Source organism: Paenibacillus sp. GD4 (assembly GCF_030846225.1).
In the GTDB taxonomy this organism is placed as follows: Bacteria; Bacillota; Bacilli; order Paenibacillales; family NBRC-103111; genus Paenibacillus_G; species Paenibacillus_G silviterrae.
Genome location: NZ_JAVCYK010000001.1, coordinates 1,555,713 through 1,581,130, shown reverse-complemented (window position 1 = coordinate 1,581,130; position 25,418 = coordinate 1,555,713). Strand labels below are relative to the sequence as shown.

Genomic DNA, 25,418 nt, shown 5'->3' with positions numbered 1-25,418 from the left:
GAGGACGGAACGCCATGAATTATGATAAAACATGGGGCAATCGGCTCTTCGATGCTTTGAACTATAGTTTGCTCGGTATCATGGGGATTGTTTGTATTCTTCCCTTCGTATATGTTCTGGCGGTCTCCTTCACGGCACCGCATATCGTAGCGGAAGGCGGCTTTATCTTATACCCGAAGGAAATCTCCCTTGCTGCTTACCAATACATCTTTTCCACGGATACGCTGGTTCGCAGCTTGGGGGTGTCCATCTATGTAACGGTGGTGGGGACCATCATTAACCTGCTGTTTACTTCACTGCTTGCTTATCCACTTTCTCGTCCACATCTGAAGGGACGCCGGTTAATGCTCCTTGCCGTACTCTTCACAATGTTATTCAGCGGCGGGCTGATTCCGACCTATTATGTGGTGAAGTCGCTAGGCATGATCAACTCCTTGTGGTCTCTCATGATTCCGACGGCGATCAGCGCCTTTAACCTAATCGTGCTTAAGAACTTCTTCCAGCAAATGCCGGACGGGCTGGAGGATTCCGCCAAGATTGACGGGTGCAACGACCTGGGTATTCTCCTGCGTATCGTTCTGCCGTTATCGCTTCCGGCCATGGCCACCTTCGGACTATTTTATGCGGTCGACCATTGGAACAAATTTTTTAGCGCCGTAATGTACATCAATGACAATACCAAATGGCCGGTGCAGGTGTTACTGCGAGAGATCGTTATCAATGCCAGCAGCCGGGTGGGTGATGTGAGCGTCGACGAGATGAATATTCAGCCTCTTACCATTAAAATGGCTGTCATCGTTTTCGCTACGCTGCCGATTATCATCGTTTACCCGTTTTTACAAAAGCATTTTGCCAAGGGCGTTATGCTGGGCTCCGTAAAGGGGTAAAAATCAAAACCATATTATGGGAGGTCATGTCAAATGAAAAAAGTAAAGAAGCGTGCGTTGGTCAGCACGGTAGTTGTCAGCTCCATGCTGTTTACGGTTGCCTGCAGCAGCGGCGGAGAGAGCAAGGCTCCTGCTGCCGGTCAGCAAGGTCAAAATCAGAGCCAGAATCAAGCTCCGTTAGACCTGAGCATTGCGATTTCTCAGGTAGGCGATATCCCTTCGAAGGGAAATCCGGTCGAGCAGGCCATCGAGAAGTTTACAAATACGAAGCTGGATATCCAGTGGATCCCTTCCTCCGCTTATAACGATAAAATCAATGTCATGCTGGCATCCAACGAAATGCCGAAGCTGCTTCGTGTGACTCAGGGCCCTACCATTGTAAATGCGATCGAATCCCAGCTGTTCTGGGAGATCGGTCCGTATCTGAAGGAATACAAAAACCTGAGTGCCCAAAATCCTCAATTCTTCGAGAATATATCTGTCGAGGGCAAGCTGTACGGGGTACCGCTCTATCGCAACATGGGCCGCGGAGCCGTTGTATACCGTAAGGACTGGATGGATAACCTGAAGCTCGCTTATCCTAAGACCGTGGACGAATGGTACAACGTCATGAAAGCGTTAACGCAGAACGATCCGGACAAGAACGGGAAAAACGACACCTACGGTATCATCCTTCACAAAAAATATAATGAAGGCGCAGCATCCATGACGACACGTTTTGCCGTTATGCTTGGCGGCGTCAACAAGTGGGGAGTCGATAAGGACGGGAACTTCACACCGGAGTACACGACTCCTGAGTTCATGGAGACCTTGAAGCTGTTCCGCCGCTTGTATGCGGAGAACCTGATGAATCAAGACTTCGCCGTGCTTGATGCTGCCGAAGCGGAGAAGTGGATGGATACAGGCCGTGTCGGCTTCCGATTCGGCGTAGCCACCAACGGGAAAAGCCAGCAGGATCGTCTGAACAAGACAAATCCAAGTGCAGTGATCGATGTGGCCAGCTTCGAAGGGCCGAAGGGTATCCGCATCGCCTCCGAGAACGGAAACAACGGATTCTTCGTCATTCCGAAATCTTCCGTGAAGACGGAAGCGGAAATGAAGCGTGTGCTCGGCTTCCTCGATAAGCTGATGGAGCCGGAGATGTCGACATTGCTGCTGCGCGGTATCGAAGGTACGCACTTCGGTAACACGGCGGACGGCAAGACAGAATTCATTGGCGACGGCTTTAATATCTTCCAGCGCGAAGTGAAGCCTTACCGCGATAACCTGACTGTACTTGAAGGCTACAATGTGAAGCCGCTGAAGGACGTGCCGATCGGGGAAAAAGGAACCAAGATGGAATCCGACGGCATCAAGTATATTGTCTCGAATCCGGCGCTGACGCTGAAATCCCCGACCTATTCGGAGCGTGGCCAGGAGCTTGATCTGCAGATGATGGATGCTCAAACCAAATTCATCATGGGTAAAATCGACGAAGCCGGCTATCAAGAGGAAGTTAACAAGTGGAAGAAAAACGGCGGCGATAAGGTTATGGCTGAATACAAGGCTGCTTATCAAAAATTAAAGAAGTAAGTGGAAAGGGGCGAATCCTTCAAGCAGACAAACCTGCTTGAAGGATTCGCCCCTTCTTGCATATCGGTAAAAAATCCCCGAAGCTCAGGAGCTCCGGGGATCGTTGTCGTCTTATTTTTTACCTGACATCAGCTTGTTAGCGTCGCGTACGACATCAAACTTCTTGTCGTCGGATGCTACGTAACCGCGGTGAGAGTATACCTCGAAGATGATCTTGGAGCCTTCCGGATCCTTACCGAGTGCGATGAACGCGTCGGCGATCTTCTTGCGCCATTCCGGATCCATATCGTTACGTACGGAAATCGTATCGTTAGGAATACCGGCAGTGAAGAACAATACGCGAGTTTTGGAGAACACATCCGGGAAGTCCTTCATAACCGTATTACGAGCGTCTTGGAAAATGGCCGCTGCATCCACTTCGCCGTTCAATACGGCGAGAACGCCTTTGTCATGACCTTTTACCGTGATGCCTGTAACGTCCTTATCCGGGTCTACGCCATTTTTCTTCATTTCCAGACCTGGGTAGATGTAGCCTGCGGAAGAAGTAACATCCTGCCATGCGATTTTCTTGCCCTTCAGGTCAGCAATGGACTTGATCGGGGAGTCGGCTTTAACGATAATCATGGATTTATAGCTGTCAGCCAGTTTCGTAGGATCTTCTTTGCCTGTAGCGTCGTCGATCGCATAACGCTGAGCCTGAAGCAGAAGATCTACAGCCTTCTTCTCATCGTGAGCCAGCACATAACCGGTAGGAGGGAGGAAGCCGATATCTACCTTCTTGGAAGCCATCGCCTCAATAACCGTGTTATAGTTGGTGGATACGGAAACCTTCACAGGAATGCCCAGTTTGTCGCCAAGAAGCTTCTCAAGAGGCTTTGCTTTGGCTTCAAGCGTTTCAGCGCTTTGGGATGGGACGAATTGAACCGTCAGTTCTTTAGGAACGTAGCCCTTAGCGGCAGGAGCTGCTTGGTTTTTGTCTCCCCCTGCCGGTGCTGCCGGAGTCGGCTCCGCCTTTTGGCCGCAAGCTGCCAAAATTCCTGCAGACAGCATAACGGATAAGCTGATTGCTGCAAACTTTTTAAACATGTAAATTGACCTCCTGTAGATTACGTTTTTCTTTGGAAAATCCTTTCTTACTATAACATAACTTTGCCGGGCGAACAGTAAATTTTTTGTGAAGCAAGGTGTTTTTTGTCGGTTACTGGGTAAACTTGTCGACATTGAATACAATTAGCAAAGTTGTTACTATGGGAGTATGTTAGGAATGTCCAACTAAAAGTGAAATTATACCAAATATATTGGAGTGATCGGGATGAAGCAGGAATATACTCTCACCCTATTGGAGACAAGTGACATTCATGGGAATATGCTACCCATTCTATATGCGAATCATCAGCCTACAGAAACGGGCTTTGCCAAGCTGGCCACAGTGATACGAGAAGAGCGCAAAAAGGGAGGGCCGCTGCTGGTCATTGACAATGGAGACTTGATTCAAGGCACGCCGCTGGCATACCATCATGCGAAGCTGAACGGGGGCGTAATCAGTCCTATGATCGACAGCTTGAACGAGCTGGGCTACGATGCCGCTGTAATCGGCAACCATGAGTTCAACTACGGCCTGGAGCTGCTGGAGAAGGGAATTCGCGAATCGGCGTTTCCTTGGCTGTCCGCCAACATTGTGAACGAGCAAACGGGGGAGCCTTACTTCGGGAAGCCTTATCTGGTGAAGGAATTTGAAGGCGGCCTGCGGGTAGGAGTCCTCGGACTGACGACGAAATATATCCCGAATTGGGAAAAAGCGGAGCATATCCGGGGACTGCGCTTCGAGGATGCCGTCGAAACGGCCCGGAAGTGGGTGCGGGTGCTTCGTGAAGTAGAGCGGGCTGATATTGTGGTGGTTTCGTACCACGGCGGCTTCGAGCGGAACCTCGCAACGGGCGTGCCGACGGAGGCGCTCACGGGCGAGAACCAGGGGTACGCGCTCTGTACGGAAGTGGAAGGGATTGACGTACTGCTGACGGGTCATCAGCACCGGGTGCTGTCGGGGATCGAAGTGAATGGCGTCGTTATTGTGCAGCCTGGGGTTGCAGGCGCCTTCCTCGGGCGCGTCGAGCTGAAACTGCATAAGGATGATACGGGCCGGTGGCGCGTAGCGGAAAAGCGCTCCGAGCTGCTGTCGCCCGAAGGCGTCGTACCTGACGCAGCGGTCGTAGAGAAGGTGCGTCCTCATGAGGAGCTGACCCAGGTATGGCTCGACCAGCCGATCGGCAAGCTGACCGGGGATATGCTCGTCCGCGACCACCAGCAGGTACGCCTGCAGGAGCATCCGTTGATTGAATTTATCAACCGGGTGCAGATGGAGATATCCGGCGCGCCGATCTCCAATACGGCATTATTCGATAACGTATCGCCTGGCTTTCCTGAGAACATTACGATGCGGGACATCGTATCCAACTACGTGTATCCGAACACGCTGCAGGTCATTCGCGTGTCGGGACAGGACATTAAGGATGCGCTGGAGCGATCGGCGTCCTATTTTGCCGAGTATCATGGGGAAGGTCCGATCGAAGTGAGCCCCGATTTCAGCGATCCGAAGCCGCAGCACTATAATTACGATATGTGGGAAGGGATAACCTACCGCCTGAACATTTCGCGGCCTGTCGGCGAGCGGGTGGAACGGTTGGAATATGAGGGGAAGCCGCTGGATATGAAGGGCGAATACGACGTGGTGATGAACAATTATCGTGCGGGCGGCGGCGGCAACTACTCGATGTTCCAAGGGAAGCCTGCTGTGAAGGACATCCCGACGGATATGGCGGAGCTTCTGGCGAACTACATTATGGAGCGAGGCACGATCCAGGCGACGCTGAACAACAACTGGGAGGTTGTGTGGGACGGGAAGTAGAGCGTTTGTTTGGGGGACGGCGATAATACCGGGCAAATGGCGAGACGTCGGAGCCAGGGGATGTGCGAGAGCGATAACGGCCCGCGGTGCCGTTAACCGGCGATGTGCGGGGTTCCTGGGCAATAGAGGTACGCAGGGACGTTAAAGTAGGGGGAGAAGGTCGAAGTCGGGGAGTGTGGGAGCAGTAACGGCATGCGGTGCCGCTAACCGGGCGAGCGAGCGGGGATCCTGGGCAATAGAGGTAAGCAGGGACGTTAAAGTAGGGGGAGAAGGTCGAAGTCGGGGAGTGTGGGAGCAGTAACGTCACGCGGTGCCGTTAATCGGGCGAACGTGCGGGATCCTGGGCAAATAGAGGTACGTAGCTTAGGGACGGTACAGGTGGGTGCGACGGTGGAGCCGAATCCGATTCCATAAGGAGCGATTGGGGGTTCTACATTAGTATAACGGACTTTGAGGGACTTATTTTGCCGCGATGTGTGCGTTTTGATGAAATAACGGATTATGAGGAACTTATTCGGCGGAAAAATAACATGTGGGGCATCTTCTCGCATGTTTCGGCCAAAATAAGTCCTCCAGAATCCGTTATTTTCCGTTTTGGGCGTTATTTGCCCCGCATAACGGATCGAAAATCCGTTATGCTGCCGGCAAACCGCTCACAGCAAAAAGGTTTTATTGTCTATCGTCAGCTGGTAGGAGCGAATTCGCTTGGTTCCGCTCGCCGGAGCGAACCATTGCTTGGAAACCAGCTGATGGAGCAGCTTATAAGCGTACTTACTCTCTATACCCACATGCTCGCAAAGATCGCTGGGAGTAACAGGACGGCAGAGCCGGATTGCCAGGGTAACGATATCCTTCTCGATCCGGGTAAGATTCGGCAGCGCACGATCCTCCCCCAGCCATTTGCCCAGAAACTGCTGAATCATTTGCTGACACAAACGGGGCCGCTCACTGACATCATCCGCCGAAAATCGCAGAATGCGCCAGCCGTCGATGATGAGGTGATTTTGCCGCTGCCATTGGTCGGAGAACCGGTGCCTGCTCACATGACGCAGATGCGGACCATAGCCGTCAATCTCCATACACAGCTTCAGATGAGGACGGATGTAAGCAAAGTCAAGAAATCTCGTACCGTCCTTGTAGTCATATACCTCATACTCCGGATGCAAATACTGAAATGACCCTGTGGCGGGCCACCACACCTCCTTAATAAAATGCCTTTCCGCATAGGCATGACCCTCTTCAAGCCGCCGCAGCCGCTCGCCCCTTCTTGCTATGCGATGCCGGGTTATCCACTCCTCATACTGTAGCTCGAACGCTGACAAAGACAAATCTTCTACTCCTCCCTAATAGCAAATAAGCCGCTCTCCTGAGGGAATGACCCCTCATGGAAAGCGGCGTGTGCTTCACTGCCGATCGTATTCTCCTTGATTATATTGGAAAAAGGGGTTATGTGCAAACGGAAGATAGTGTATGATCATTTTGTAGTTATCCATGTAACCATTCATTAGGGAGGCTGAATCGATGGAACGTGAAAGACTGCTGTTATGGCCCGAAGGAACACCGAACGCACTAGGGGAAGAGGCAGAGGATAAGCCTACACTGGTTCCCTATCTCATAGAAAGCAAGGAGCCGGCTGCGGCTGTCGTGGTATGTCCGGGCGGAGGGTACGCGCGCAGAGCGGATCATGAAGGAGAGCCGATAGCGCTTTGGCTGAACTCGCTCGGCATTTCCGCGTTCGTAGTGCACTACCGTGTAGCGCCTTACCAGCATCCGAACCCGCTCTCCGACGCGCAAAAAGCGATTCGTATGGTGCGCCATAATGCGGCGGAGTGGAATATCGACCCGCAAAGGGTGGGGATTTTGGGCTTTTCGGCAGGTGGGCATTTGGCTTCGTCGGCAGGTACGCATTATGACCTTGGACAAGCCGATGCGGCTGATCCGATCGAGCGTCAGAGCTGCCGCCCGGATTTGCTGGTGCTTTGCTATCCCGTCATTACGTTCGGGGAGCATGCCCACGCCGGGTCAAGACGCAATCTGCTAGGCGAATCGGAGCCTGCGGAGCTGGTGGAGCTGCTCTCGTCGGAAAAGCAAGTAACAGCGGATACCCCTCCTACGTTCCTATGGCATACGGCGGACGATGCGTCTGTTCCGGTGGAGAATGCGTTGATGTTTGCGGCTGCGCTTCGCCGCCACGGGGTACCGTTCGACCTGCATGTATATGAAAGCGGGCGGCACGGGCTTGGCCTGGCGAAGGAGCATGCGGAAGCATCGACATGGCCGGAGCTGTGCGGCAGATGGCTGAAGAAACACGGCTTTGCAGGCTAAGAGAGCATGGTGAATCAGGAGGAAGCTGGGGGGCGGCTGTACGAGCTGTACCCGCTCGGGGAACAGGCCGTAGTCATTCGCTTTCCGGGCGGTATGGAGGATAAGAACCAGAGGCTCGTGGATCTGACGGTGCATCGCCTGCGCCGCCAAACTCCCGCTTATGTGACGGAATGGATTCGCGCTTATACGAGTGTCACGGTGTTCTATGATCCTTTGATCCTGTATCGGGACATGCTGAAGCGGGGAATCGGAGATGACAGGTCACCTCATGATCAGATGACCCTTTGGCTGGGAGAGCTGCTGACCGGCATCGGGAGCGAGCAGCCTGACGAAGGAGCGCGAACGGAGGGTCGTATCGTCACGATTCCCGTCCTCTTCGGAGGAGAGGCGGGCCCGGATCTGGCGGAGGTTGCCGAGCGTGCCGGGCTATCCGAAAAGGAGGCAGTCCAGCTGTACTGCGAGCCGTTATACAGCGTTCAGATGATCGGCTTTCAGCCCGGCTTCCCGTATCTCGGCGGACTGCCGGAGCGGCTGTTCAGCCCGCGGCGAAGGGAGCCGCGGGCGCTTGTCCCAGCGGGGTCGGTGGGCATCGCGGGACACCAGACCGGCATCTATCCGCTGCCCAGTCCTGGGGGCTGGCAGCTGATCGGCCGAACGCCGCTCAGGCTGTTCGGCCCGGACCGGGAGCCGCCGACGCTGCTTACGGCGGGCGACCGGGTGCGGTTTGTGCCGCTCGACGAAGCCGAGTATGCGGAGCTGGAGCGGCTGCAGCGGAAGGAGGCGAGCGACGAGTGAGCATCCTGGTGGAAAGCCCGGGCCTGCTGACGACCGTGCAGGACCTGGGCCGGTATGGCCATCGCGGCATCGGGGTATCGGTCGGCGGCGCCGTCGATACCTTCGCGCTGCGCGCGGCCAACGCCCTCGTCGGCAACGAGCCGCAGCATGCGGCGCTGGAGCTGACAATGCTTGGCGCGACCCTGCGCTTCCGCGAGGATGCGCTGGTCGCGCTGTGCGGCGCCGAGCTGGACGCGCGCGCCGTGGAGGGGCCGCCGCTGCCCGGCTGGCGGCCCGTGCTCGTGCGCGCGGCACCACGCGCGCCTCGGCCCCGCGCGCCGGCTTGCGCGCGGTGCTCGCGGTGGCGGGCGGCATCGCCGTGCCCGCCCCGCTCGCGAGCCGCGCACGCTCGTGCGCGCGCGGCTCGGCGGCTTGGCCGGCCGGGCCCTGGCGACGAGGCGACCTGCGCCCGTCGGCCCGCGCCGGCCCTCGCCGCCACGCAGCGCGCGCGACTCGGCGCGGCCGAGGGGCCGCTCACGCCCGCCCCATGGGCGCTCGCGGCCCAGGCGCGTCCACCGTATGCGGAGCATCCGGTGATCCGCGTCGTGCGCGGCCGCGAGGCCGAAGCGTTCGAGGCGAGCGACCTCGAACACTTCTTCTCCGCGACCTGGCGCCTGACCCCGCAGTCGGACCGCATGGGTCGCCGACTGGACGGCTCGCCGCTTGCCCTGCGCGCGCCGCTCGATATGATTTCCGAGGCCGTCGTGCCCGGCACCATACAGGTGCCTCCGGCCGGCCGGCCGATCGTCCGCTCGCGGACGCGCAGACGACAGGGGGCTATCCGCGGATCGCCCAGGCGGCCGCCGTCGACCTGCCGCTCATCGCCCAAGTACGGCCTGGCGGAACACTGCGCTTCGCGGAAATCTCACAGGCTGAGGCGCAGGCGCTGTATCTGGCGCGGGAGCATGAGAGCCGCAAGTCCTTCAGGCATCGGTACGAGCAAGGATAAATTCGTTATAACCATTCCTTCCCTTGAGGCGGATCGGCGAATATGAGTTAATAAGTACGTAGCCGGCCAGCTGACATTCAAGGAAAGGAGTGATCAGAGCAATGATTACAATGACAGAGGTGGTCTCTGCGTAAGCAGAGATCTCAAGTTACGGGGCCTTCGGGCCCCTTTATAAATGATCTATAAGAAAAGCTTCTATCGAAGCCCTCTCGGGGATGTACATTCGTGAGCAAGAGGAAGCTTTTCTTGAAACATTAGAATCCTTGAGCTCCGCTCAAAACTTATAAATTCTAATGTTATAAGAAAATACAAACGTCCGATGGACATTTTTCCCATACATAAGGTATAATGAAACAATGAGTCGCAATTTTGCGATATTCCAAATTTCAGGTGAAAGGAGTGTCATCAATGAAGAAGATTGTTGGAGGCACATTTAACGGAGGCACATTGGCAGGAAAAGAGTTTTACGAAACTGAATAGCGTTTTCTCCATTACCGACACCTGATCGTCATGAGAATCATGACACCATATGCGAGGCATTCAGGACACGAGCGGTTGATCGTGTTTTTTTATTTTTATGCCCCCTACAAACGACGAACGACGCACGCTTAGCCCCTAGACGGCGAGGCGTTCAGGAGGAGTGGATGGGAATGCTGTTAACTTTCGAGGCTCTTGCACAAGAAAGCGCGAAAGGAGGCATTCATCAATGGGGTACAAGAACGGAAAGGATATTTTGCCTGCGAATCTGCTGAAGCAGCTTCAGGATTACATCCAAGGTGAGATTATCTATATTCCCAAAAAGGACCAGGTCCGCGCCGGCTGGGGCGAGAACAACGGCACCCGGCAAACCATTCAACGGCGTAATCATGAGATCTTCCGGCTGTATCAGAACGGCTCGACCGTACCGGAGCTCATTCAGCAGTTTCATCTGTCGGAGGACAGCATTCGCAAGATCATTGTTAAAACACGCGGCTTGACCGGTCGCCAAGAAGCAGCCGGCCAGCGGCACTAATATAGAACGAACCGGAGGCCAAGAGCGTGCGCTTTTGGCTTTTATTCTTTGTCCGGCACTTACTCTCACGATAAAGGAGGCTCTCTCTCGATGACGACAAGCCCAAAACCGATGACCATTGACCTCAATGCAGATATGGGAGAAAGCTTCGGTGCGTACCGAATCGGTGCGGATGAGGCGCTGCTGCCTTATATCAGCTCGGCGAACATTGCCTGCGGGTTCCATGCAGGGGATCCGGCGACGATGCGCCGAACGGTGAAGCTTTGCGCCGACAGTCAGGTGGCGATCGGTGCGCATCCGGGGCTGCCCGACCTTCAAGGCTTCGGGCGCCGCACGATGCACATTACGCCGGAGGAGGCATTCGACCTGATCGTGTACCAGACGGGAGCGCTTCTCGGTTTTGTCAAGGCTGAGGGTCTTACGCTTCATCACGTGAAGCCTCACGGGGCTCTCTATAATATGGCAGCTGCCAGCAGGCCGCTGGCGGACGCCATCGCGCAAGCCGTTTATCGGCTGGACCCGTCCCTCATTCTGTACGGCCTCGCAGGCAGCGAGCTTGTCCGGGCCGCCGATGCGATCGGGCTGAGAAGCGCATCCGAGGCGTTCGCCGATCGAAGCTATGAGCAGGATGGGTCGCTCACGCCAAGAAGCCAGCCCGGAGCCGTGCTGCATGACCCGGAGGCAGTAGCGGAACAGGCGAAACGTATCGTGGTTCAGGGTCATGTCTTGGCAAGGCAGGGACATGTAGTGCCCTTGCAAGCGGATACGCTCTGCCTTCACGGCGATGGGCCGGAGGCACCCCGACTGGCCGAGCGGCTTCGAGCTTCGCTGGGACTGGAGCAGATTCGGGTTGCGCCTCCGTACAGTGCATAAGTATGGCTTGAGCCTTATTCGGCCGGCTGCCCGGACGCTTTGCGCAGCTCATTGGCCAGCCGGTTGAATTCCTTCCGCGCTTCCTCCGACTCGGTTGTGAAATAGGCCGCCGACAGAAAGCGTATGATTTTGTTAGCATCCTCAGGACTTAGCATCTGTCATCCTCCCCTTTCTTTCTCTCCAGTTTATGTACCGCAAAAACAAATGGTGAATCGTCGGCGTGGCAGGTTCTGTGCGAGTCCAGGTAATTATGATATGATGTAGGGGACCGCTAACCAATCGAGGTGAGCCCAAAGCATGCTCCGCGTATTCGTCTATGGAACGCTGTTGACGGGTGAAACCAATCACCATGTGGTATCGCCCTACTTGCTGTCCGTAAGGCCCGGTGCTGTCCGCGGCAAGCTGTACGATGCCGGGGAATACCCTGCGCTCGTCCTCTCCGGTCCCGAGATCCGGGAAACGGTCCTAGGGGAATGGCTGGTTGTTACGGAAGAAGGGCTGGCTGCCATGGATCAGCTGGAGGAATATTACGGCGCTGGCTGCAGCAATGATTATGAACGGGTTTGGATTCGCGATAACAGGGAGGAGGAGCTGGAGGGCTGGGTGTACGTTTGGACGGACTCCCGCGGCTGCTCCTGTATTCCATCCGGCTCGTGGAGAGCGCACCGCGAAATAGAAGCCTGAACTCCACCTTTAGAAACGTTTGGCGGAGTACGGCTTCCAGTCTTCTTTTTCCGACTTCTTTATAATTTCGGATATGCGCAAAGCGATGTTGTGGGATTCTTCGTCACCGTAGTGCTTCTTCAGCTGCTCGAATGTCAAATTATCCTGCAGCAGCTTCCGGGAAACCGTGCTTTCCCGATACCAGGCATCGGTGATCGCGAAGAGTCCATCCTTCTTCAACCACACTTCGTGGTAATGATTTTTATCGTCTTCTAAAGCTTTAAGCGACAAATAATAGGCGAGCATGGGGATCCGAGGATCCGACACCCGCTGGGATACGACGGAACCGGAAGCGATCGGCTGGCCGAAGGACACATACTTGGACACCTTGCGAATTAAGTGATCAATGTTGTCCATTCGAATCATCCTTCCTCAATAGGGCGTTTTTCCTAATATTACTAAAATTTAAATCAAGAATCGTTTATGCATTGATCATACCATAGTTCAAAGGGTCTATACATCATACTTTTGGCCCATATGTTTAGGTGTATTTTCACACACACAAGGAATAGGGCCATGACATGCTTTACACGAAAGAATTCATGTAGAGGTCTGAGAATGGGGGCTAGTTGCGTATGGAAAACTATCGGATCCTGCTTGCCGACGATGAAGCGGCACTGCGTTTTTTATTGACGGAAACACTCTCGGACGAAGGGTACCGGATTACGGAAGCTGAGGACGGAGAGCAAGCGAAGCAATATTTGGAATCGGAGCGCTTCGATTTAATTATTTTGGATTATATGATGCCGGAGAGGACCGGGGTCGAGGTATGCGAGTGGCTGCGAAGCGAGGAGAATGCGAATCGGGAGGCTCCGGTTATCCTGCTGACAGCCAAGGCCTTGGATAAGGATCGGGAACGGGCGAAAGCAGCCGGGGTGTCTCAATATATCGTCAAGCCGTTTAGCCCTTTGCAGCTGCTGGACATCGTGGAGGAGCTGATCCGCAAGGGCAGCTAGCGGCGCTTACCGGTAAAGATACGTTATCTATAATGATGAGAGCGGGAAGTGAAGAAATTGAGACATGCATCGGAGGAGGAGCGCATTGAACGGGAGGCCCGTTTGCTTAAGGAGGGACGCAAGCGTTACATTGCAGTTCTGCACAAGCAGCTGGCAGAACTCCAGGAGCTTCATCAGCTTCAAGTAGCGGATGATGCTTTGCAGTATGCGCGGCGCATCCATCGGCTGGTGCATACCTTGAAGGGAAGCGCGCCGATGTTCGGCTTCGAGCGTATCGGTACGCTGGGACAAGCTTGCGTTAAAGTATGGCAGTGGACGGAAGAGAAGCTCGAGGAGAACTCGTCGGCGGAAGCTCTGCTCAAAAAGTATGCATTGAGTATCGAGGCAAGCCTCCCGATCGTGCAGGAGCTTGAGATGGAGACGGACATTTATACCCGCGAGCTGGAGCTTGATGAGCATCAGGTTTTTACGATGACTGCACCGAGTGGAGAGCGACTGCTGATCATTGATGATGATGAAGTGCTTCGCTCCTATTTGGTTCGTTTGCTGAAGCTGGATGGCTATACGGTAGATGAAGCCGCTGACGTCGAAACCGCAGAGCGGCTCCTTCGGGAGCATGTGTATCATCTTATCACTTTGGATCTGATGATGCACCCGCAAAGCGGCTACGAATTGTTCGAGCAGTTGAAAGAGGATCCGACGCTAAAATGGATTCCGCTTATTGTCATATCCGGGCGCAGTGATGTGAACGACAAGGTTCGCTGCTTTCATCTGGGGGCGGATGATTACGTGTCCAAGCCGTTCCAGTATCGGGAGCTCAGCGCCCGGATTTACAGCCTGCTGAAGCGGACCAAAACCTTCGAGCAGATGGCGTTTCGCGACCCGTTAACCGGGGTATACAACAGGCGGTACTTTGACCACCAGATTCAAGCGGAGCTGCAGCGGATTTCCCGATATCCGGCACCGATTTCCTTGGGGTTCATCGATATTGACCGGTTTAAATCCATTAATGATACCTATGGGCATCATATTGGCGATCTGGTTCTTCAGGGGCTGGCGCACATGCTTCAGCATCATCTGCGGGCGACGGATCTCGTTGCGCGGTTTGGGGGGGAAGAATTTGTCGTCGTGCTGCCGAACACCCATGCCTCCGATGCGAGGAAAACCTTGGAGCATATTTTGCAGCTTACGAATCAAGGACCGGTAGCCCAGTATGAGGGACAAGCTTTTCATATCACCTTTTCCGCAGGGGTTTCCGAGTGGATGCCGGGCATGTCCGTCCAGCAATGGATCGAAAGATCCGACGCGGCGATGTACGATGCCAAGCAAACGGGACGCAACCGTGTGCTAGTGAAGGATAACAGGCCTGTCGCCGCAGTCGCGGAGTCCACTGCTTCCATTGAACTGCGTAAAACCGTCTTAATTGCAGACGATGACAAAATCCTGCGTTCCATTCTCATCGCTAAGCTCAAACATCTGCCGGTTGATTTCCTTGAGGCAACGAATGGGGAAGAGGCTCTGCGTATTCTCAAGGACAAGCCGGTAGATCTGACCGTCCTAGACGGGGTGATGCCGCGTATGGACGGGTTCGGCGTTCTGGAGCGTTTGCAAGAGTCGCGCACACGAAGCGTGGATACGAAGATTCTTATGCTCTCCGGCCGCACCCGCGAGGACGATGTGAGCCGCGGCTTGCAGCTGGGGGCTCATGCCTTTATGCACAAGCCCTTCTCCATGGTGGAGATGGAGCTGAAGGTGAAGGAATTGCTGGACCTGCCATCATAACAATGTCCAATATAAAAAGGAAAGGACCTTCCGACAGGAGGGTCCTTTCCTTTTGTAAGGCATATAGCCAAGTGACCTACAGGTCGTCCCAGTTCAGGTTGGAGGACTTACTGTAGTTGGTTACCTTTTGCTCGAAGAAGTCGGTCTTCATGCTGTTCATGTTGCTGAAGCTCTCGACCCATTTCATCGGATGGTCTACGACTTCCGGGTATAAAATTTCCAGACCCAGCTTCTTCATGCGCTCGTTGGAAATGTACTTGATGTATTGGTCGATGATCTCGTTGCTGAGACCGTTAATTTTGTTATTGGTGATATACTGGCCCCATTCGATCTCATGCTGTACGGCGGTGCGCATCATGCCGCGCAGATCCTCGATCAGCTGGTCGGTGAACATTTCCGGATTTTCCTTGCGAATTTCACGGAAGATGTTCTGGAACAAGGCCAAATGCGTCAGCTCGTCACGCTGAATATATTTGATCTCGGATACGGTGCCCAGCATTTTGCCTTGGCGACCCAGGGCATAGAAGAAGCTGAAGCCGCTGTAGAAGTAAATGCCCTCAAGGATGTAGTTTGCCATAATTGTACGCATCAGGTTTTCCGTCGTAGGCTCATCGATGAAACGCTCGTAGAGGTCAGTAATAAACCGGTTGCGGCGTGCGAGATGCTTGTCCTCGCGCCATTGGTTGTAAATATCGTCTCGAACCTCTGCAGAGCAAACACTGTCCAGAATGTAAGAGTAGCTCTGGCTGTGAACGGCCTCCTGGAACGTCTGAACGGTGAGGCAAAGATTTACTTCAGGCGCCGTAATGTACTCATTGATGTTCGGCAGGTTGGCTGTTTGAAGCGAATCCAGGAAAATCAGGAAGCTGATGATTTTATCGTAGCTTTGGCGCTCTTCCGGAGACAGGAACTTGTAGTCCTTCGCATCCTGGGCCAAAGGAATTTCTTCGGGTATCCAGAAGTTGTTCATCATGGTACGGTACATTTTGGTAGCCCAATCGTACTTCACGTTGTTGAGCTCAATCAGGTTGGTCGTATTTCCGCCGATCATGCGGCGCTTGCCCCAGTCACGGTCGCCATCCTCGTTAAAAAGCTTTTTCTTTTGCAAATCCAAGGCTGAGTCATCCCTTTCCATCCGCCTGTCTTGGTATCTCGTGACAAAGGCGGTACTATTGTTTCTTATACATCGTGTAATGCAAGGGCCGCATATCGTATGGGAAGTCCCCTGCCTAGCGGCAAGGGACTTCCTAATACAAGCACTACGTTAGAGTGACCCGTGATCACGTTGAACATTCGTTTCTCCAAGGCTGGCGCTTAGCACTACTTCAATCGCCTTACGCCGAGCAGCTCACACAATCTTCCACTTCCAAGCTCTTATTGCGGCAGTAATATACGGTCTTCAAGCCGTGCTTCCATGCTGCCATGTAGAGCTCCAGGAATTCCTTCGCCGAAAGCTCCGGAGTAATGTACAGGTTGAACGATTGCGACTGGTCGATATGGCGCTGGCGTGCGCCCGCTGCCTTGATGCTCCAGTGCTGGTCGATGCGATGCGCTTCCTTGTAAAACCACATGGTCTCCGGTCCGAGGTTCGGTGCCGTTTGCGGAATAACCGCGTTCTTCTTCTCTTCCACGAAAAACTTGTTGAAGATCGGATCGATCCCTGCGGTAGAGCCGGCGATCAGAGATGTCGAAGCCGTAGGGGCGATAGCGAACATCCAGCCGTTGCGGACGCCGTGCTGCTTCACCTGTTCCTTCAGCTCCTGCCATTCGGAGCCGGTGTAGCCGCGCTGGTCGAAGTAGGAGCCATCCTGCCACTCGCTGCCTTCAAAAGCAGGGTAAGGGCCTTTTTCCTTAGCAATCTCCATGGAAGCCTTGATCGCGCAAAAGTTCATCCACTCATAGATCTCGTTAGCCTTATCCACATGCTCGTCGGATTCCCATTGAATCTTCATTTGAGCGAGCATTTGATGGTAGCCGCTGGAGCCGAGGCCGACGGCACGGTACTTCTTATTCGTAATTTCCGCTTGCGGAATCGGATAGTAGTTCAAGTCGATGACATTGTCCATCATGCGCATTTGGGTTGTAACTACGCGCTCAATGTCTTCCTTTGTATAAGTGCGTCCCAGATTCGTAGAGGACAGGTTGCACACGACGAAGTCGCCGCTCTTCATTTTGGTAGTAATAATGCCGTCTTCATGAGTGGTCTGCTCCAGCTCGGTGGCACTCATGTTTTGGCAAATTTCCGTACACAGGTTGGAGCAATAAATCATGCCTGCATGCTTGTTCGGATTCGCACGGTTGACCGTATCGCGGAAGAACAGGAACGGCGTGCCGGTCTCGAAGGAGCTCGTCAGGATCCGCTTCATAATGTCGATGGCAGGAACCTCGTCCTTGGACAGCTTCTCGTCATTTACGCAATCCCAATAGCGCTGTTCGAATTCCTCACCCCACGAGTCTTCAATGGAGTAGCCTTTCAGCTTGCGAACCTCGTGCGGATCGAACAGGTACCAGCTTTGACGCTCTTCGACGGCCTTCATGAAGATGTCCGGGATACAAACGCCAGGGAAGATGTCGTGCGCCTTCATGCGGTCGTCGCCGTTGTTCGTCTTCAAGTTCAGGAAATCGAAAATATCCTTATGCCACACATCCAAATAGACGGCTACCGCACCGGATCGAACGCCGAGCTGGTCTACCGCGATCGCGGTATTGTTATAATTTTTGATCCAAGGCACAACGCCTCCGGCTACATTCTTAAAGCCACGGATGTTCGAGCCGCGGCTGCGCACTTTGCCGACGTAGATGCCCATGCCGCCGCCATGCTTGGATACCTGCGCGAAGCTTTGGTCGACGTTGTAGATGCCCCAGAGGTTATCCGGAACGGTATCGATGAAGCAGCTGGACAGCTGGTGCAGCGGCTTGCGTGCATTCGCGAGTGTCGGCGTTGCCACAGTCATCTCCAGCTTGCTGAGCACATCGTAGAATTGCTTGGCCCAGTGCAGCTTGTCCTGCTCCTTCATGGCCAGATGCATCGCTACGCCCATGAACAGCTCCTGGGGCAGCTCCAGCACTTCCTTGTCCAAGCCGCGAATGAGGTAGCGGTCGGATAAGGTTTTCAAACCGATATAATTCATCAGATAGTCGCGCTCTGGCTTGATATAAGCGCCTAGCTGAGAGATTTCGTCTTTGGTGTAATGCTCAAGAATGTATTTGCCGTAGAGGCCCATATCCGTTAAGTAAGTAACAAGAGAATAAAGATCTCCATAGCCGAAGTGCCCGTATTTACGGTTCAAGCGGGCCTCTTTATAAAGATCGTAAGTAAGGAGCTTCGCGGCGACATATTGCCAGTTCGGTTGCTCGACGCTGGTTTTCTCTACCGCTACTTGGATCAGGAGACGCTGGATTTCTTTGGTAGTGATGCCGTTGCGGAATAAAGGCAGCAACGCGGTTTCGAGCTCGAGCGGGTCGCATTCTGGATAGCCCTCGCAGGCGAAATCGATGACCTTCTTCATTTTGGAGAATACTAGCTCTTCCTTCGTGCCGTCGCGTTTGACGATGATCATGAGTACTTATCTCCCTTTCCTTCGCAAATAAAAAGCATGCCCTCCGCCCGGGTGGCGGATACATGCAGATTGCCCTTCACTCTGGTTGTCGCTCATGCGTCTGGCGCATAAGTTCGTGCCGATATGACAAAAAATTACGAATCTCGGATCATCCTTCGGTATGCAGTCATAGCGAAAATAGTTTCCACACTGTTCCATGACAGTCACACAATATATCGTAGTTCGTTGTTCCTAATAACACTATATATTGTTTCCGTCGAAGGCCGTAAGAAGAATTTACCTCATTTGCACCACCCCTGTCAATCTCTTAAATTTGCCTAAAATTTCGACATTTCGGTAGATTCCTAGGTGCATCAAGGGGTTTCGCCGATTCATGAAAATAAATGAAAATAAAAAAGGATTCGTCTCGGAAATATACCAAGCTCGAACCCTATACAAGCTAGCCGCCCCACCTGCGGCGGAACCGGTACAGCGCATACCCGGCGAAATTAAGAAGGGAGAACAGAAGCACCCATGCCAAGGAAAGTCTTCGTTGATGGTAGGCGGTAATGATTCCCCAAAGAGCGAACAGCACCCAATATACGGCGAAGAAGGGCAGACTCCAGCCCTGACGGTAGCCGGTATGCAGAGCAGGGTCTGTCTGAGACTGCATAGCCCATTCCGGACCGCTACCGCCGCCCGCGCCATGATATTCGTCGTATACCGCATCCCGCGGGTACAGATAGACCGCCTTCTCCAGCGCGGTAGGGAACGGATCCTCCAGCAGTGTTTCCGCGCGAAAGAGAGCGATATATTCGGTCCCGTACAAATTCTCGGAAGCCAGGCGATCGAGCCGCTCGCGCAGCTGCGGCGTGATTTCCGTTTGACCTTTAAGAAGCTCCCATACACCTGTATCCAGCTTGGATTTCTGAGCCATGTGCAGCTGCTCTTGAGCGAAGAAATATCCGAAGATCAAGACACCGATCAGAGCGAATGCCATTGACACATACAGAAGCCTGCGCGCGAACACATGCTGCACGGAGAGGGTACTCAGCATTTCATGCTGAAGCTGCTTCCCGCTGCCGAATCGCTCAAGAGCGAGCGAAACGCCGGCCTCCTCCGATAGCCCCTCCTCCTGCAGCTCCTTTACGGCTTCCAGCAGATGGACTCGCATCTCCTCCTTGAGCTCCTCCAGTTCCTGGGGATCCCCCTCGAACCCTCGAAATACGCTTTGTATGTAGTCTTCAATTCGACGCTTTGTCTTGTCGTTCATTCCCGGCTCCTCCTCCGAAAAAAGTATCCATAATGTCGCGCATAAATCGCCACTCCGCCTGTTTCTGCAGGAAGCGTTCTTCTCCGGGACGGAGGAGGCGGTAATACTTGCGTCTCCCGCCCCCGGACTCGGCCTCCTCGCCCCAGAAAGCCTCGATATAGCCGTGCTTTTCCAGACGCTTTAGAGCAAGGTAAAGCGTTCCTTCCTTCAGCTCGAACTGTCCGCGGCTCTTCTCGCGAACCCGCTTGGAGAGCTCGTAGCCGTACATGGGCTTGTCCAGAAGGAGAGAGAGCAGCATCGAATCGATATTTCCTTTCAAAAGCTCCTTGTCAACCTCCACAGCCGTCAAACCTCGCCTTCATATGATTAAGTACATAATAATATAGAGTACCTGGTTATGCAACGGTTAATTGTAAATTTGGTTTGTATCTCTGGAATATGCTACATTTAGTATATTGAAGAGAGAGGAAGAGAAGGTATGCAGGAAAAAGATACCCTCATTCGTTTCGGTATTTCTATGCCGCAGACGTTAATGGAGCAGTTTGACGCGAGAATTGTCGAACAGGGTTACGATAACCGCTCGGAGGCAATTCGCGATCTGGTCCGCAAGGCGCTTCTTGAGCCTTCGCTGATCCGTGGGGATCAACTGGCGGCGGGGACTATCGTGATGGTGTACGACCACCACATCAGCGATTTGCCGATGGTGCTTACGGAGCTCCAGCACGATTACCATCGTGAGGTCAACTCTACCCTTCACATTCATCTGAATGCGAAGCAGTGTCTGGAGGTCATCGTCGTTCGCGGCATCGTTAGCCGTCTGCGCGAGCTCCAGCAAAGGATTCAGGTTCAGAAGGGCGTATATTATGCGGAATTATCCGTAACTCATGTGGAGGGCGGCATGGAGGATCATACCCATGATCATCCACACACGCATTCCCATCACCACGAACATCACCATGGATATGGCCATGGGCAAGGCCAAGGACATGAGGGGGAGCCGTCGTTATGAAGAAATATTTTACACGGGAGGAAGCTGACGCGCTTCTCCCGACAATTAAGCTGGACTTATACCAGATTCAGAAGGTAAAGCACCGCTTCGAGGCCAAGTACTCGCAGCTTAAGGCATTGAAAGCGCATGTGAAAAGGCATGGCATGACGGAGGGGGAGGATCCTTTCTTCACGCTGGAGGCAGAGCTCGAGTTTATGCAGATGGAGGCGGACACCCTGCTGCACAGCTTCCGTATGAAGGGTGTACAGCTGAAGGATATCGATTCCGGACTGATCGATTTCCCTGCAGTTATGAACGGGCGAGAGGTTCTGTTATGCTGGCGGCTTGGCGAGGAGCGGGTGGAGCATTATCATGGGATGCACGACGGCTTCGCCGGACGGAGGAAGCTGACGGGGGATGCGCAGAATGAGACATAGCCGTATGGGAAGCACAGCAAAAATCGTAGGCAGATGGCTGCTTGTCATGCTCCTGGTCCTGATGGTTCCGATCGGGAGTCTCGCCGGCGGCTCCGCTGCCGATGCGCATGCTTCGCTGCTCGAAGCCGTTCCTGCTGCCGATAGCGAGCTCTCCAGCCCGCCGAAGCAGGTCGTTCTTACTTTTAATGAACGTCTGGAAGAAAGCTTGTATTCATTACGCGTACTGGACCGAAACAAAAAGAGCGTCACCGATCGACCACCGGTAATGAGCCAGAACCGCATGCAGCTCTCCCTGGAGCTTCCGCCGTTGAATCCAGGGACGTATGTCGTCACGTATCGCGTCATTTCCGCTGACGGACATCCGGTCGAGGGGACTTACGTTTTTGCCTCCGGCACCTCGCTGGACAAGCCGTCCGTGGGGGCTGCTCCACAGCTGGAGCATACCCACAGGCAAGAGGAGGCACCGTTTCAAACCTCCGGCTGGAAGGATCAACTGACCTATGCCGTTCGAATCCTTTATTATTTCATACTCCTTTCCTTCACCGGATGGCTGCTCTGGCTACGCTGGCTGCCGAAGGACGTTTCCGCGTCCGGCAAAGAGCGGCTCCAAGGCATAGGTACACGCCTGCAGCAGGCTTATCTGCTGGTGTTTATCGTATTTATTTGGGTACACTTATTTGCCCTCATTGGAGACGGCGGGCGTGAAGAGCTGCTCAGTCTCTTTACCCGTACGACGATCGGCCCTGCGTGGCTGGGTGGCCTGATTCTGGCGCTAGTGTCCTTCCTTATGCTGCATAGAAGCAGCGTACTGGATTATATCTGGGTCGCTTTGGCGTGGTTCTGCAAGGCGCTGCTTGGTCACGCCGCCGCATTCGAACCGGTAAGTGAGACACTGACCTTGGACTGGCTGCATTTGGCCTCCGCGTCCATATGGACAGGCGGGCTGCTGATGCTGATATTCTTGTGGCGTTATAGCCGAGACGATGCTAAGCGGCTTTATCCTTCCTTCTCCGCCGTTGCGCTGCTCAGTATTCTGCTTCTAGCGGTGTCCGGTGTGTTGTCGGTGTTTCTTTTTCTCCCGGATGTAAGGTATGTCGTGGAGACGGGCTGGGGTCAATTTGTTATAGCCAAAACCGTATTGGTTCTCGCCGTCGTTATGACTGCTTTCCTTATTAGAAGAGGGATCCGCAAGGGGGATGAACGGTCGCCCGGCGTGCTGATGATGGCCGACGGGGTGCTGATGAGTCTGATCGTGATCATTGTCGGTATCTTCACTTACTTGTCTCCCTTGCCGCCGAACAAGCCGCTTCAATGGCATGTAATGGGGGAACGCATTCATATGACGACGCAGATAACGCCGAATGCACCGGGTGTGAACGATTTTACAGTCAAGGTATGGCTGCCTGAAGAGCTGGGGAAACCGAAGCAGGTGATCCTTAAGCTGCAGGAGAGAAGTTCTTCTAAGGAAATCGCTCCGCTTATGGTGCCTCTTCAGCCTGTGGAAGATACAAGCGCGGACGAATCCTACGGAATGCCCAAACATACGTACAAAGCGAGGGGGCCTTACCTGCCTTATCCAGGGCACTGGAAGGTGGAGGTTCGCGTCATGGATCGGGAAGACAATGAAACGGTGTACGAGCAAGAAATGCGCGTTTACTAAAATATGAAGTGAGAAGGCTCCTTTCGACAGTATTCGAAGGAGTCTTTTGTTGTATTATTGGGACTTAAGAACTAAATGTTCGCTTGTCCTTTTATACTCCTAACGTTACAATAGAGATACTATTCGTTTTATATGAAGATGAGGGTCCCTATGTCGAAAAAAACACGAGCAACATTCGTCGATACTTGGCAGCATTCTCCGCCGGAGCGACCCCAATTTCTTTGCTTATTGACGGTGCTGATCAGCACGGAGTTGATTTTCCTGCTATTCCGGCATATGATCGGGCAGCCAGGCGATCGGCTGGACTATTTGGTATCTGCTGTGATCGCACTGCTATTGAGCGGTGTGCTAATGATAGGGGCAAAGCATGGCTCGTCTCGGGGCATTCGCTATATCCCTTTTTTGGTGCTGATTTTTGTGGGCATGGCAGGCGCTGAGATGGCGCTTCGGTTGAACGGCGGCATGGGCGGTGTTTCTAGGGGAGATTGGCTGGAGGCATCCGCGAGGCTTTTGATTACCGTTCCGCTTCTGTACTTTCTGTTCTCGGTTCTGAGACAGAGGGAGATTACGGAGCAGAAGCTCCATTACTTGTCACAGCATGACCAGCTGACCGGGCTGCCCAATCGAAGCATGTTCCAATCCATGGTGCAGAAGGCGATCAGTCAGGCTAAGCAAGATGATAGTATGCTCGGTGTCATGTTTATTGACTTGGACCGGTTTAAGAACATCAATGACACATTCGGTCATGAGATTGGCGACCAGCTGCTGATGGAAGCGGCGGAACGGCTCAGGCAAGGGCTGCACTCCACGGACTGGATATCGCGGCAGGGCGGCGACGAGTTCACGGTGGTGGCGGTCGAGCTGACGCATGAGGAGGATGCCGAGAAGGTTGCCCGTAAAATCATCGACCTGCTCAGCAGACCGTTCCGAATCGAAGGTCATGAGCTTCGGATCGGCTGCAGCATTGGAATTTCACTTTATCCTTCGGATGGTGAAGACGCGGTAACGCTGATGAAAAATGCGGATACCGCTATGTATCGTGTGAAAGAGCAGGGGAAAAACCATTACATAAGGTATAAGCCGGAAATGAACGATTCCGTGATCCGCAAGCTGGTGCTGGAGGAGTGGCTCAACAAGGCGCTCGATCAGGAAGAATTTATGGTGTACTACCAGCCTCAGGTTGATATTGATGTCGGCGGCATTAACGGAATGGAGGCGCTTCTGCGCTGGAATCATCCGGGAGTCGGATATATTTCGCCGGCGGAGTTCATTCCTTTAGCGGAAGAGACGGGGTTGATCGTTCCCATAGGCAAATGGGTGCTGCGCACCGCATGCCAACAGAATAAGGCTTGGCAGCGTGCCGGGTATGAGCCATTGAAGATTGCTGTGAACATTTCGCCGATTCAATTTTATCAGCAGGACTTCGTACAGGTTGTTGTCGACGCGCTGCGGGAGAGTGAGCTGGATCCTCAATATTTGGAGCTGGAGATCACGGAAGGCGTCGCCATGTACCAGGTGGATCAAGTGATTGAGAAGCTGAACGAGCTGCGGACGCTGGGAGTTCAAATTTCCATTGACGATTTCGGGACAGGCTACTCATCCTTGACTTATCTGAAGAAATTCCCGATTCAGAAGCTGAAGATTGCCCAGCAATTTGTCCGTGACGTTACGTTTGACGCGGACGATGCCGCGATCGTACAGGCGATCATGGCGCTGGCCCACAGCCTTAAGCTGAAGGTCATCGCGGAGGGTGTTGAGACGGAGGAGCAGCTGCAGTTCCTGACCGGGATGCGCTGCAAGGAAGTGCAGGGGTACATCTATAGCCGGCCGATTCCGGCTCAAGAATTTACTGCGCTGATGGAGCGCAGAAGTGCATAAGTGCGTAAGGAAGGATAAGCGCCTTCGGATCCGGTAACAGCTGTGTGCTGCGGGTTCGGGAGGCGCTTTTTTTGTCGTAGCGGCGAGAGGAAGGAAGTGGGGGGGAGGTTGGGGTGCCATTCCCGGCAGCTCAGAAGAGAGGGGTGGTGTTGAGGTCCGTTGGGTGCTTATCCCGGTGGCTCAGAAGAGAGGGGTGGTGTTGAGTTGCGTTGGGAGCTTATCCCGGTGGCTCAGAAGAGAGGAGTGGTGTTGAGTTGCGTTGGGAACTTGCCCCGGTGGCTTAGATTTGTTGGAAAGGGGAGGATCGGTACCATAGCTTAGAAGTGTCGGAAGCTAATGAGCTATTGCTAAATAACGCTGAATCGCACAAGTACGACCTAGAGCGGTAGGAGACGAAATAATGGCAAATATGCGATAACAGGCACCGAAAGTGCCGGAATAGCACCAGCAGTGGCAGAATTGCGATTATACGCCGAGTTTGGCTACCCGGAGAGCGGAAAGAGGCGAAATAAGGGCATATCTGCCACTACAGGCACCGAAAGTGACGGAATACCACCAGCAGTGGCAGAATTGCGATTATACGCCGAGTTTGGCTTACCGGAGAGCGGAAAGAGACGAAATAAGGGCATAGCTGCCATTACAGGCACCGAAAGTGCCGGAATACCACCAGCAGTGGCAGAATTGCGATTGCACGCCGAGTTTGGTTTCCCGGAGAGCGGAAAGAGACGAAATAAGGGCATATCTGCCATTACAGGCACCGAAAGTGCCGGAATACCACCAGCAGTGGCAAAATTGCGATTACAGATTACACGCCGAGTTAGGCTT

General features: G+C 53.7%; 22 protein-coding genes and 1 pseudogene. 15 read left to right on the top strand and 8 right to left on the bottom strand.

Annotation, left to right across the window (positions count from 1 at the left end; genetic code table 11):
- The first annotated feature begins 14 nt into the window (after positions 1 to 14).
- Both RAC89_RS07460 and RAC89_RS07455 read left to right on the top strand, forming a co-directional pair.
- Positions 15 to 887, top strand: a complete 873-nt coding sequence (locus RAC89_RS07460; protein WP_306612758.1) for a carbohydrate ABC transporter permease — start codon at positions 15 to 17, stop codon at positions 885 to 887.
- 33 nt (positions 888 to 920) lie between these two features.
- The gene (locus RAC89_RS07455; protein ID WP_306612757.1) at positions 921 to 2,459 is read left to right on the top strand and encodes an extracellular solute-binding protein; all 1,539 of its coding nucleotides are present in this window, start codon (positions 921 to 923) and stop codon (positions 2,457 to 2,459) included.
- A 111-nt stretch (positions 2,460 to 2,570) separates the two neighbouring features.
- On the opposite strand, the gene RAC89_RS07450 is transcribed toward RAC89_RS07455, so the two are convergent.
- Positions 2,571 to 3,545: a phosphate/phosphite/phosphonate ABC transporter substrate-binding protein gene (locus RAC89_RS07450; RefSeq protein ID WP_306612756.1), complete on the bottom strand. Its 975-nt coding sequence runs from the start codon at positions 3,543 to 3,545 to the stop codon at positions 2,571 to 2,573.
- A gap of 226 nt (positions 3,546 to 3,771) precedes the next feature.
- Between RAC89_RS07450 and RAC89_RS07445 the strand changes: the two genes are divergently transcribed.
- Complete coding sequence (locus RAC89_RS07445; RefSeq protein ID WP_306612755.1) at positions 3,772 to 5,364, top strand: bifunctional metallophosphatase/5'-nucleotidase; 1,593 nt, start codon at positions 3,772 to 3,774, stop codon at positions 5,362 to 5,364.
- Between the two features lie 653 nt (positions 5,365 to 6,017).
- Here the strand turns inward: RAC89_RS07445 and RAC89_RS07440 are convergent.
- The gene (locus RAC89_RS07440; RefSeq protein ID WP_306612754.1) at positions 6,018 to 6,692 is read right to left on the bottom strand and encodes a DNA-binding response regulator; all 675 of its coding nucleotides are present in this window, start codon (positions 6,690 to 6,692) and stop codon (positions 6,018 to 6,020) included.
- 193 nt (positions 6,693 to 6,885) lie between these two features.
- On the opposite strand from RAC89_RS07440, the gene RAC89_RS07435 reads away from it, so the two are divergent.
- From RAC89_RS07435 to RAC89_RS07410, 5 genes and pseudogenes are all read left to right on the top strand, one after another.
- Positions 6,886 to 7,689 (top strand): alpha/beta hydrolase, encoded by an 804-nt coding sequence (locus RAC89_RS07435; protein ID WP_306612753.1) that lies wholly within the window; start codon positions 6,886 to 6,888, stop codon positions 7,687 to 7,689.
- A gap of 6 nt (positions 7,690 to 7,695) precedes the next feature.
- Positions 7,696 to 8,484: a 5-oxoprolinase subunit PxpB gene (pxpB, locus tag RAC89_RS07430; protein WP_306612752.1), complete on the top strand. Its 789-nt coding sequence runs from the start codon at positions 7,696 to 7,698 to the stop codon at positions 8,482 to 8,484.
- Positions 8,481 to 9,472, top strand: a pseudogene (locus tag RAC89_RS07425) (5-oxoprolinase subunit C family protein). The gene pxpB and the pseudogene RAC89_RS07425 overlap by 4 nt, the downstream one beginning before the upstream one ends.
- A gap of 706 nt (positions 9,473 to 10,178) precedes the next feature.
- The gene (locus RAC89_RS07415) at positions 10,179 to 10,484 is read left to right on the top strand and encodes a CD3324 family protein (protein ID WP_284641591.1); all 306 of its coding nucleotides are present in this window, start codon (positions 10,179 to 10,181) and stop codon (positions 10,482 to 10,484) included.
- A 90-nt stretch (positions 10,485 to 10,574) separates the two neighbouring features.
- Positions 10,575 to 11,357: a LamB/YcsF family protein gene (locus RAC89_RS07410; RefSeq protein ID WP_306612751.1), complete on the top strand. Its 783-nt coding sequence runs from the start codon at positions 10,575 to 10,577 to the stop codon at positions 11,355 to 11,357.
- A 14-nt stretch (positions 11,358 to 11,371) separates the two neighbouring features.
- Here the strand turns inward: RAC89_RS07410 and RAC89_RS07405 are convergent, their stop codons facing one another.
- Positions 11,372 to 11,512 (bottom strand): N-acetylmuramoyl-L-alanine amidase, encoded by a 141-nt coding sequence (locus RAC89_RS07405; protein ID WP_306612750.1) that lies wholly within the window; start codon positions 11,510 to 11,512, stop codon positions 11,372 to 11,374.
- Positions 11,513 to 11,654: 142 nt separating this feature from the next.
- Between RAC89_RS07405 and RAC89_RS07400 the strand changes: the two genes are divergently transcribed.
- Complete coding sequence (locus tag RAC89_RS07400; protein WP_306612749.1) at positions 11,655 to 12,041, top strand: gamma-glutamylcyclotransferase family protein; 387 nt, start codon at positions 11,655 to 11,657, stop codon at positions 12,039 to 12,041.
- Between the two features lie 9 nt (positions 12,042 to 12,050).
- Here the strand turns inward: RAC89_RS07400 and RAC89_RS07395 are convergent, their stop codons facing one another.
- Entirely contained in the window at positions 12,051 to 12,437 is a 387-nt protein-coding gene (locus RAC89_RS07395; protein ID WP_284641584.1) for a hypothetical protein, read from the bottom strand.
- A gap of 218 nt (positions 12,438 to 12,655) precedes the next feature.
- Here RAC89_RS07395 and RAC89_RS07390 point away from each other — a divergent pair, with 218 nt between their 5' ends.
- On the top strand, positions 12,656 to 13,036 hold the full coding sequence (locus RAC89_RS07390) for a response regulator (RefSeq protein WP_284641582.1): 381 nt from the start codon (positions 12,656 to 12,658) through the stop codon (positions 13,034 to 13,036).
- Between the two features lie 48 nt (positions 13,037 to 13,084).
- Entirely contained in the window at positions 13,085 to 14,818 is a 1,734-nt protein-coding gene (locus RAC89_RS07385; protein WP_306612748.1) for a diguanylate cyclase, read from the top strand.
- Positions 14,819 to 14,894: 76 nt separating this feature from the next.
- On the opposite strand, the gene RAC89_RS07380 is transcribed toward RAC89_RS07385, so the two are convergent.
- From RAC89_RS07380 to RAC89_RS07365, 4 genes are all read right to left on the bottom strand, one after another.
- On the bottom strand, positions 14,895 to 15,932 hold the full coding sequence (locus tag RAC89_RS07380) for a ribonucleotide-diphosphate reductase subunit beta (RefSeq protein ID WP_284641578.1): 1,038 nt from the start codon (positions 15,930 to 15,932) through the stop codon (positions 14,895 to 14,897).
- A gap of 220 nt (positions 15,933 to 16,152) precedes the next feature.
- Positions 16,153 to 18,378: a ribonucleoside-diphosphate reductase subunit alpha gene (locus tag RAC89_RS07375; protein ID WP_306612747.1), complete on the bottom strand. Its 2,226-nt coding sequence runs from the start codon at positions 18,376 to 18,378 to the stop codon at positions 16,153 to 16,155.
- Positions 18,379 to 18,817: 439 nt separating this feature from the next.
- Positions 18,818 to 19,630: a permease prefix domain 1-containing protein gene (locus tag RAC89_RS07370; RefSeq protein ID WP_306612746.1), complete on the bottom strand. Its 813-nt coding sequence runs from the start codon at positions 19,628 to 19,630 to the stop codon at positions 18,818 to 18,820.
- Complete coding sequence (locus tag RAC89_RS07365; protein ID WP_306612745.1) at positions 19,602 to 19,970, bottom strand: PadR family transcriptional regulator; 369 nt, start codon at positions 19,968 to 19,970, stop codon at positions 19,602 to 19,604. Before RAC89_RS07365 ends, RAC89_RS07370 begins: the two co-directional genes overlap by 29 nt.
- A gap of 138 nt (positions 19,971 to 20,108) precedes the next feature.
- Between RAC89_RS07365 and nikR the strand changes: the two genes are divergently transcribed.
- From nikR to RAC89_RS07345, 4 genes are all read left to right on the top strand, one after another.
- Entirely contained in the window at positions 20,109 to 20,639 is a 531-nt protein-coding gene (nikR, locus tag RAC89_RS07360) for a nickel-responsive transcriptional regulator NikR (protein ID WP_306612744.1), read from the top strand.
- Complete coding sequence (locus RAC89_RS07355; protein WP_306612743.1) at positions 20,636 to 21,055, top strand: DUF2203 domain-containing protein; 420 nt, start codon at positions 20,636 to 20,638, stop codon at positions 21,053 to 21,055. Before nikR ends, RAC89_RS07355 begins: the two co-directional genes overlap by 4 nt.
- Positions 21,045 to 22,715: a copper resistance CopC/CopD family protein gene (locus tag RAC89_RS07350; protein WP_306612742.1), complete on the top strand. Its 1,671-nt coding sequence runs from the start codon at positions 21,045 to 21,047 to the stop codon at positions 22,713 to 22,715. Before RAC89_RS07355 ends, RAC89_RS07350 begins: the two co-directional genes overlap by 11 nt.
- A 150-nt stretch (positions 22,716 to 22,865) precedes the next feature.
- Positions 22,866 to 24,593 (top strand): putative bifunctional diguanylate cyclase/phosphodiesterase, encoded by a 1,728-nt coding sequence (locus RAC89_RS07345; protein WP_306612741.1) that lies wholly within the window; start codon positions 22,866 to 22,868, stop codon positions 24,591 to 24,593.
- Positions 24,594 to 25,418: the final 825 nt, after the last annotated feature.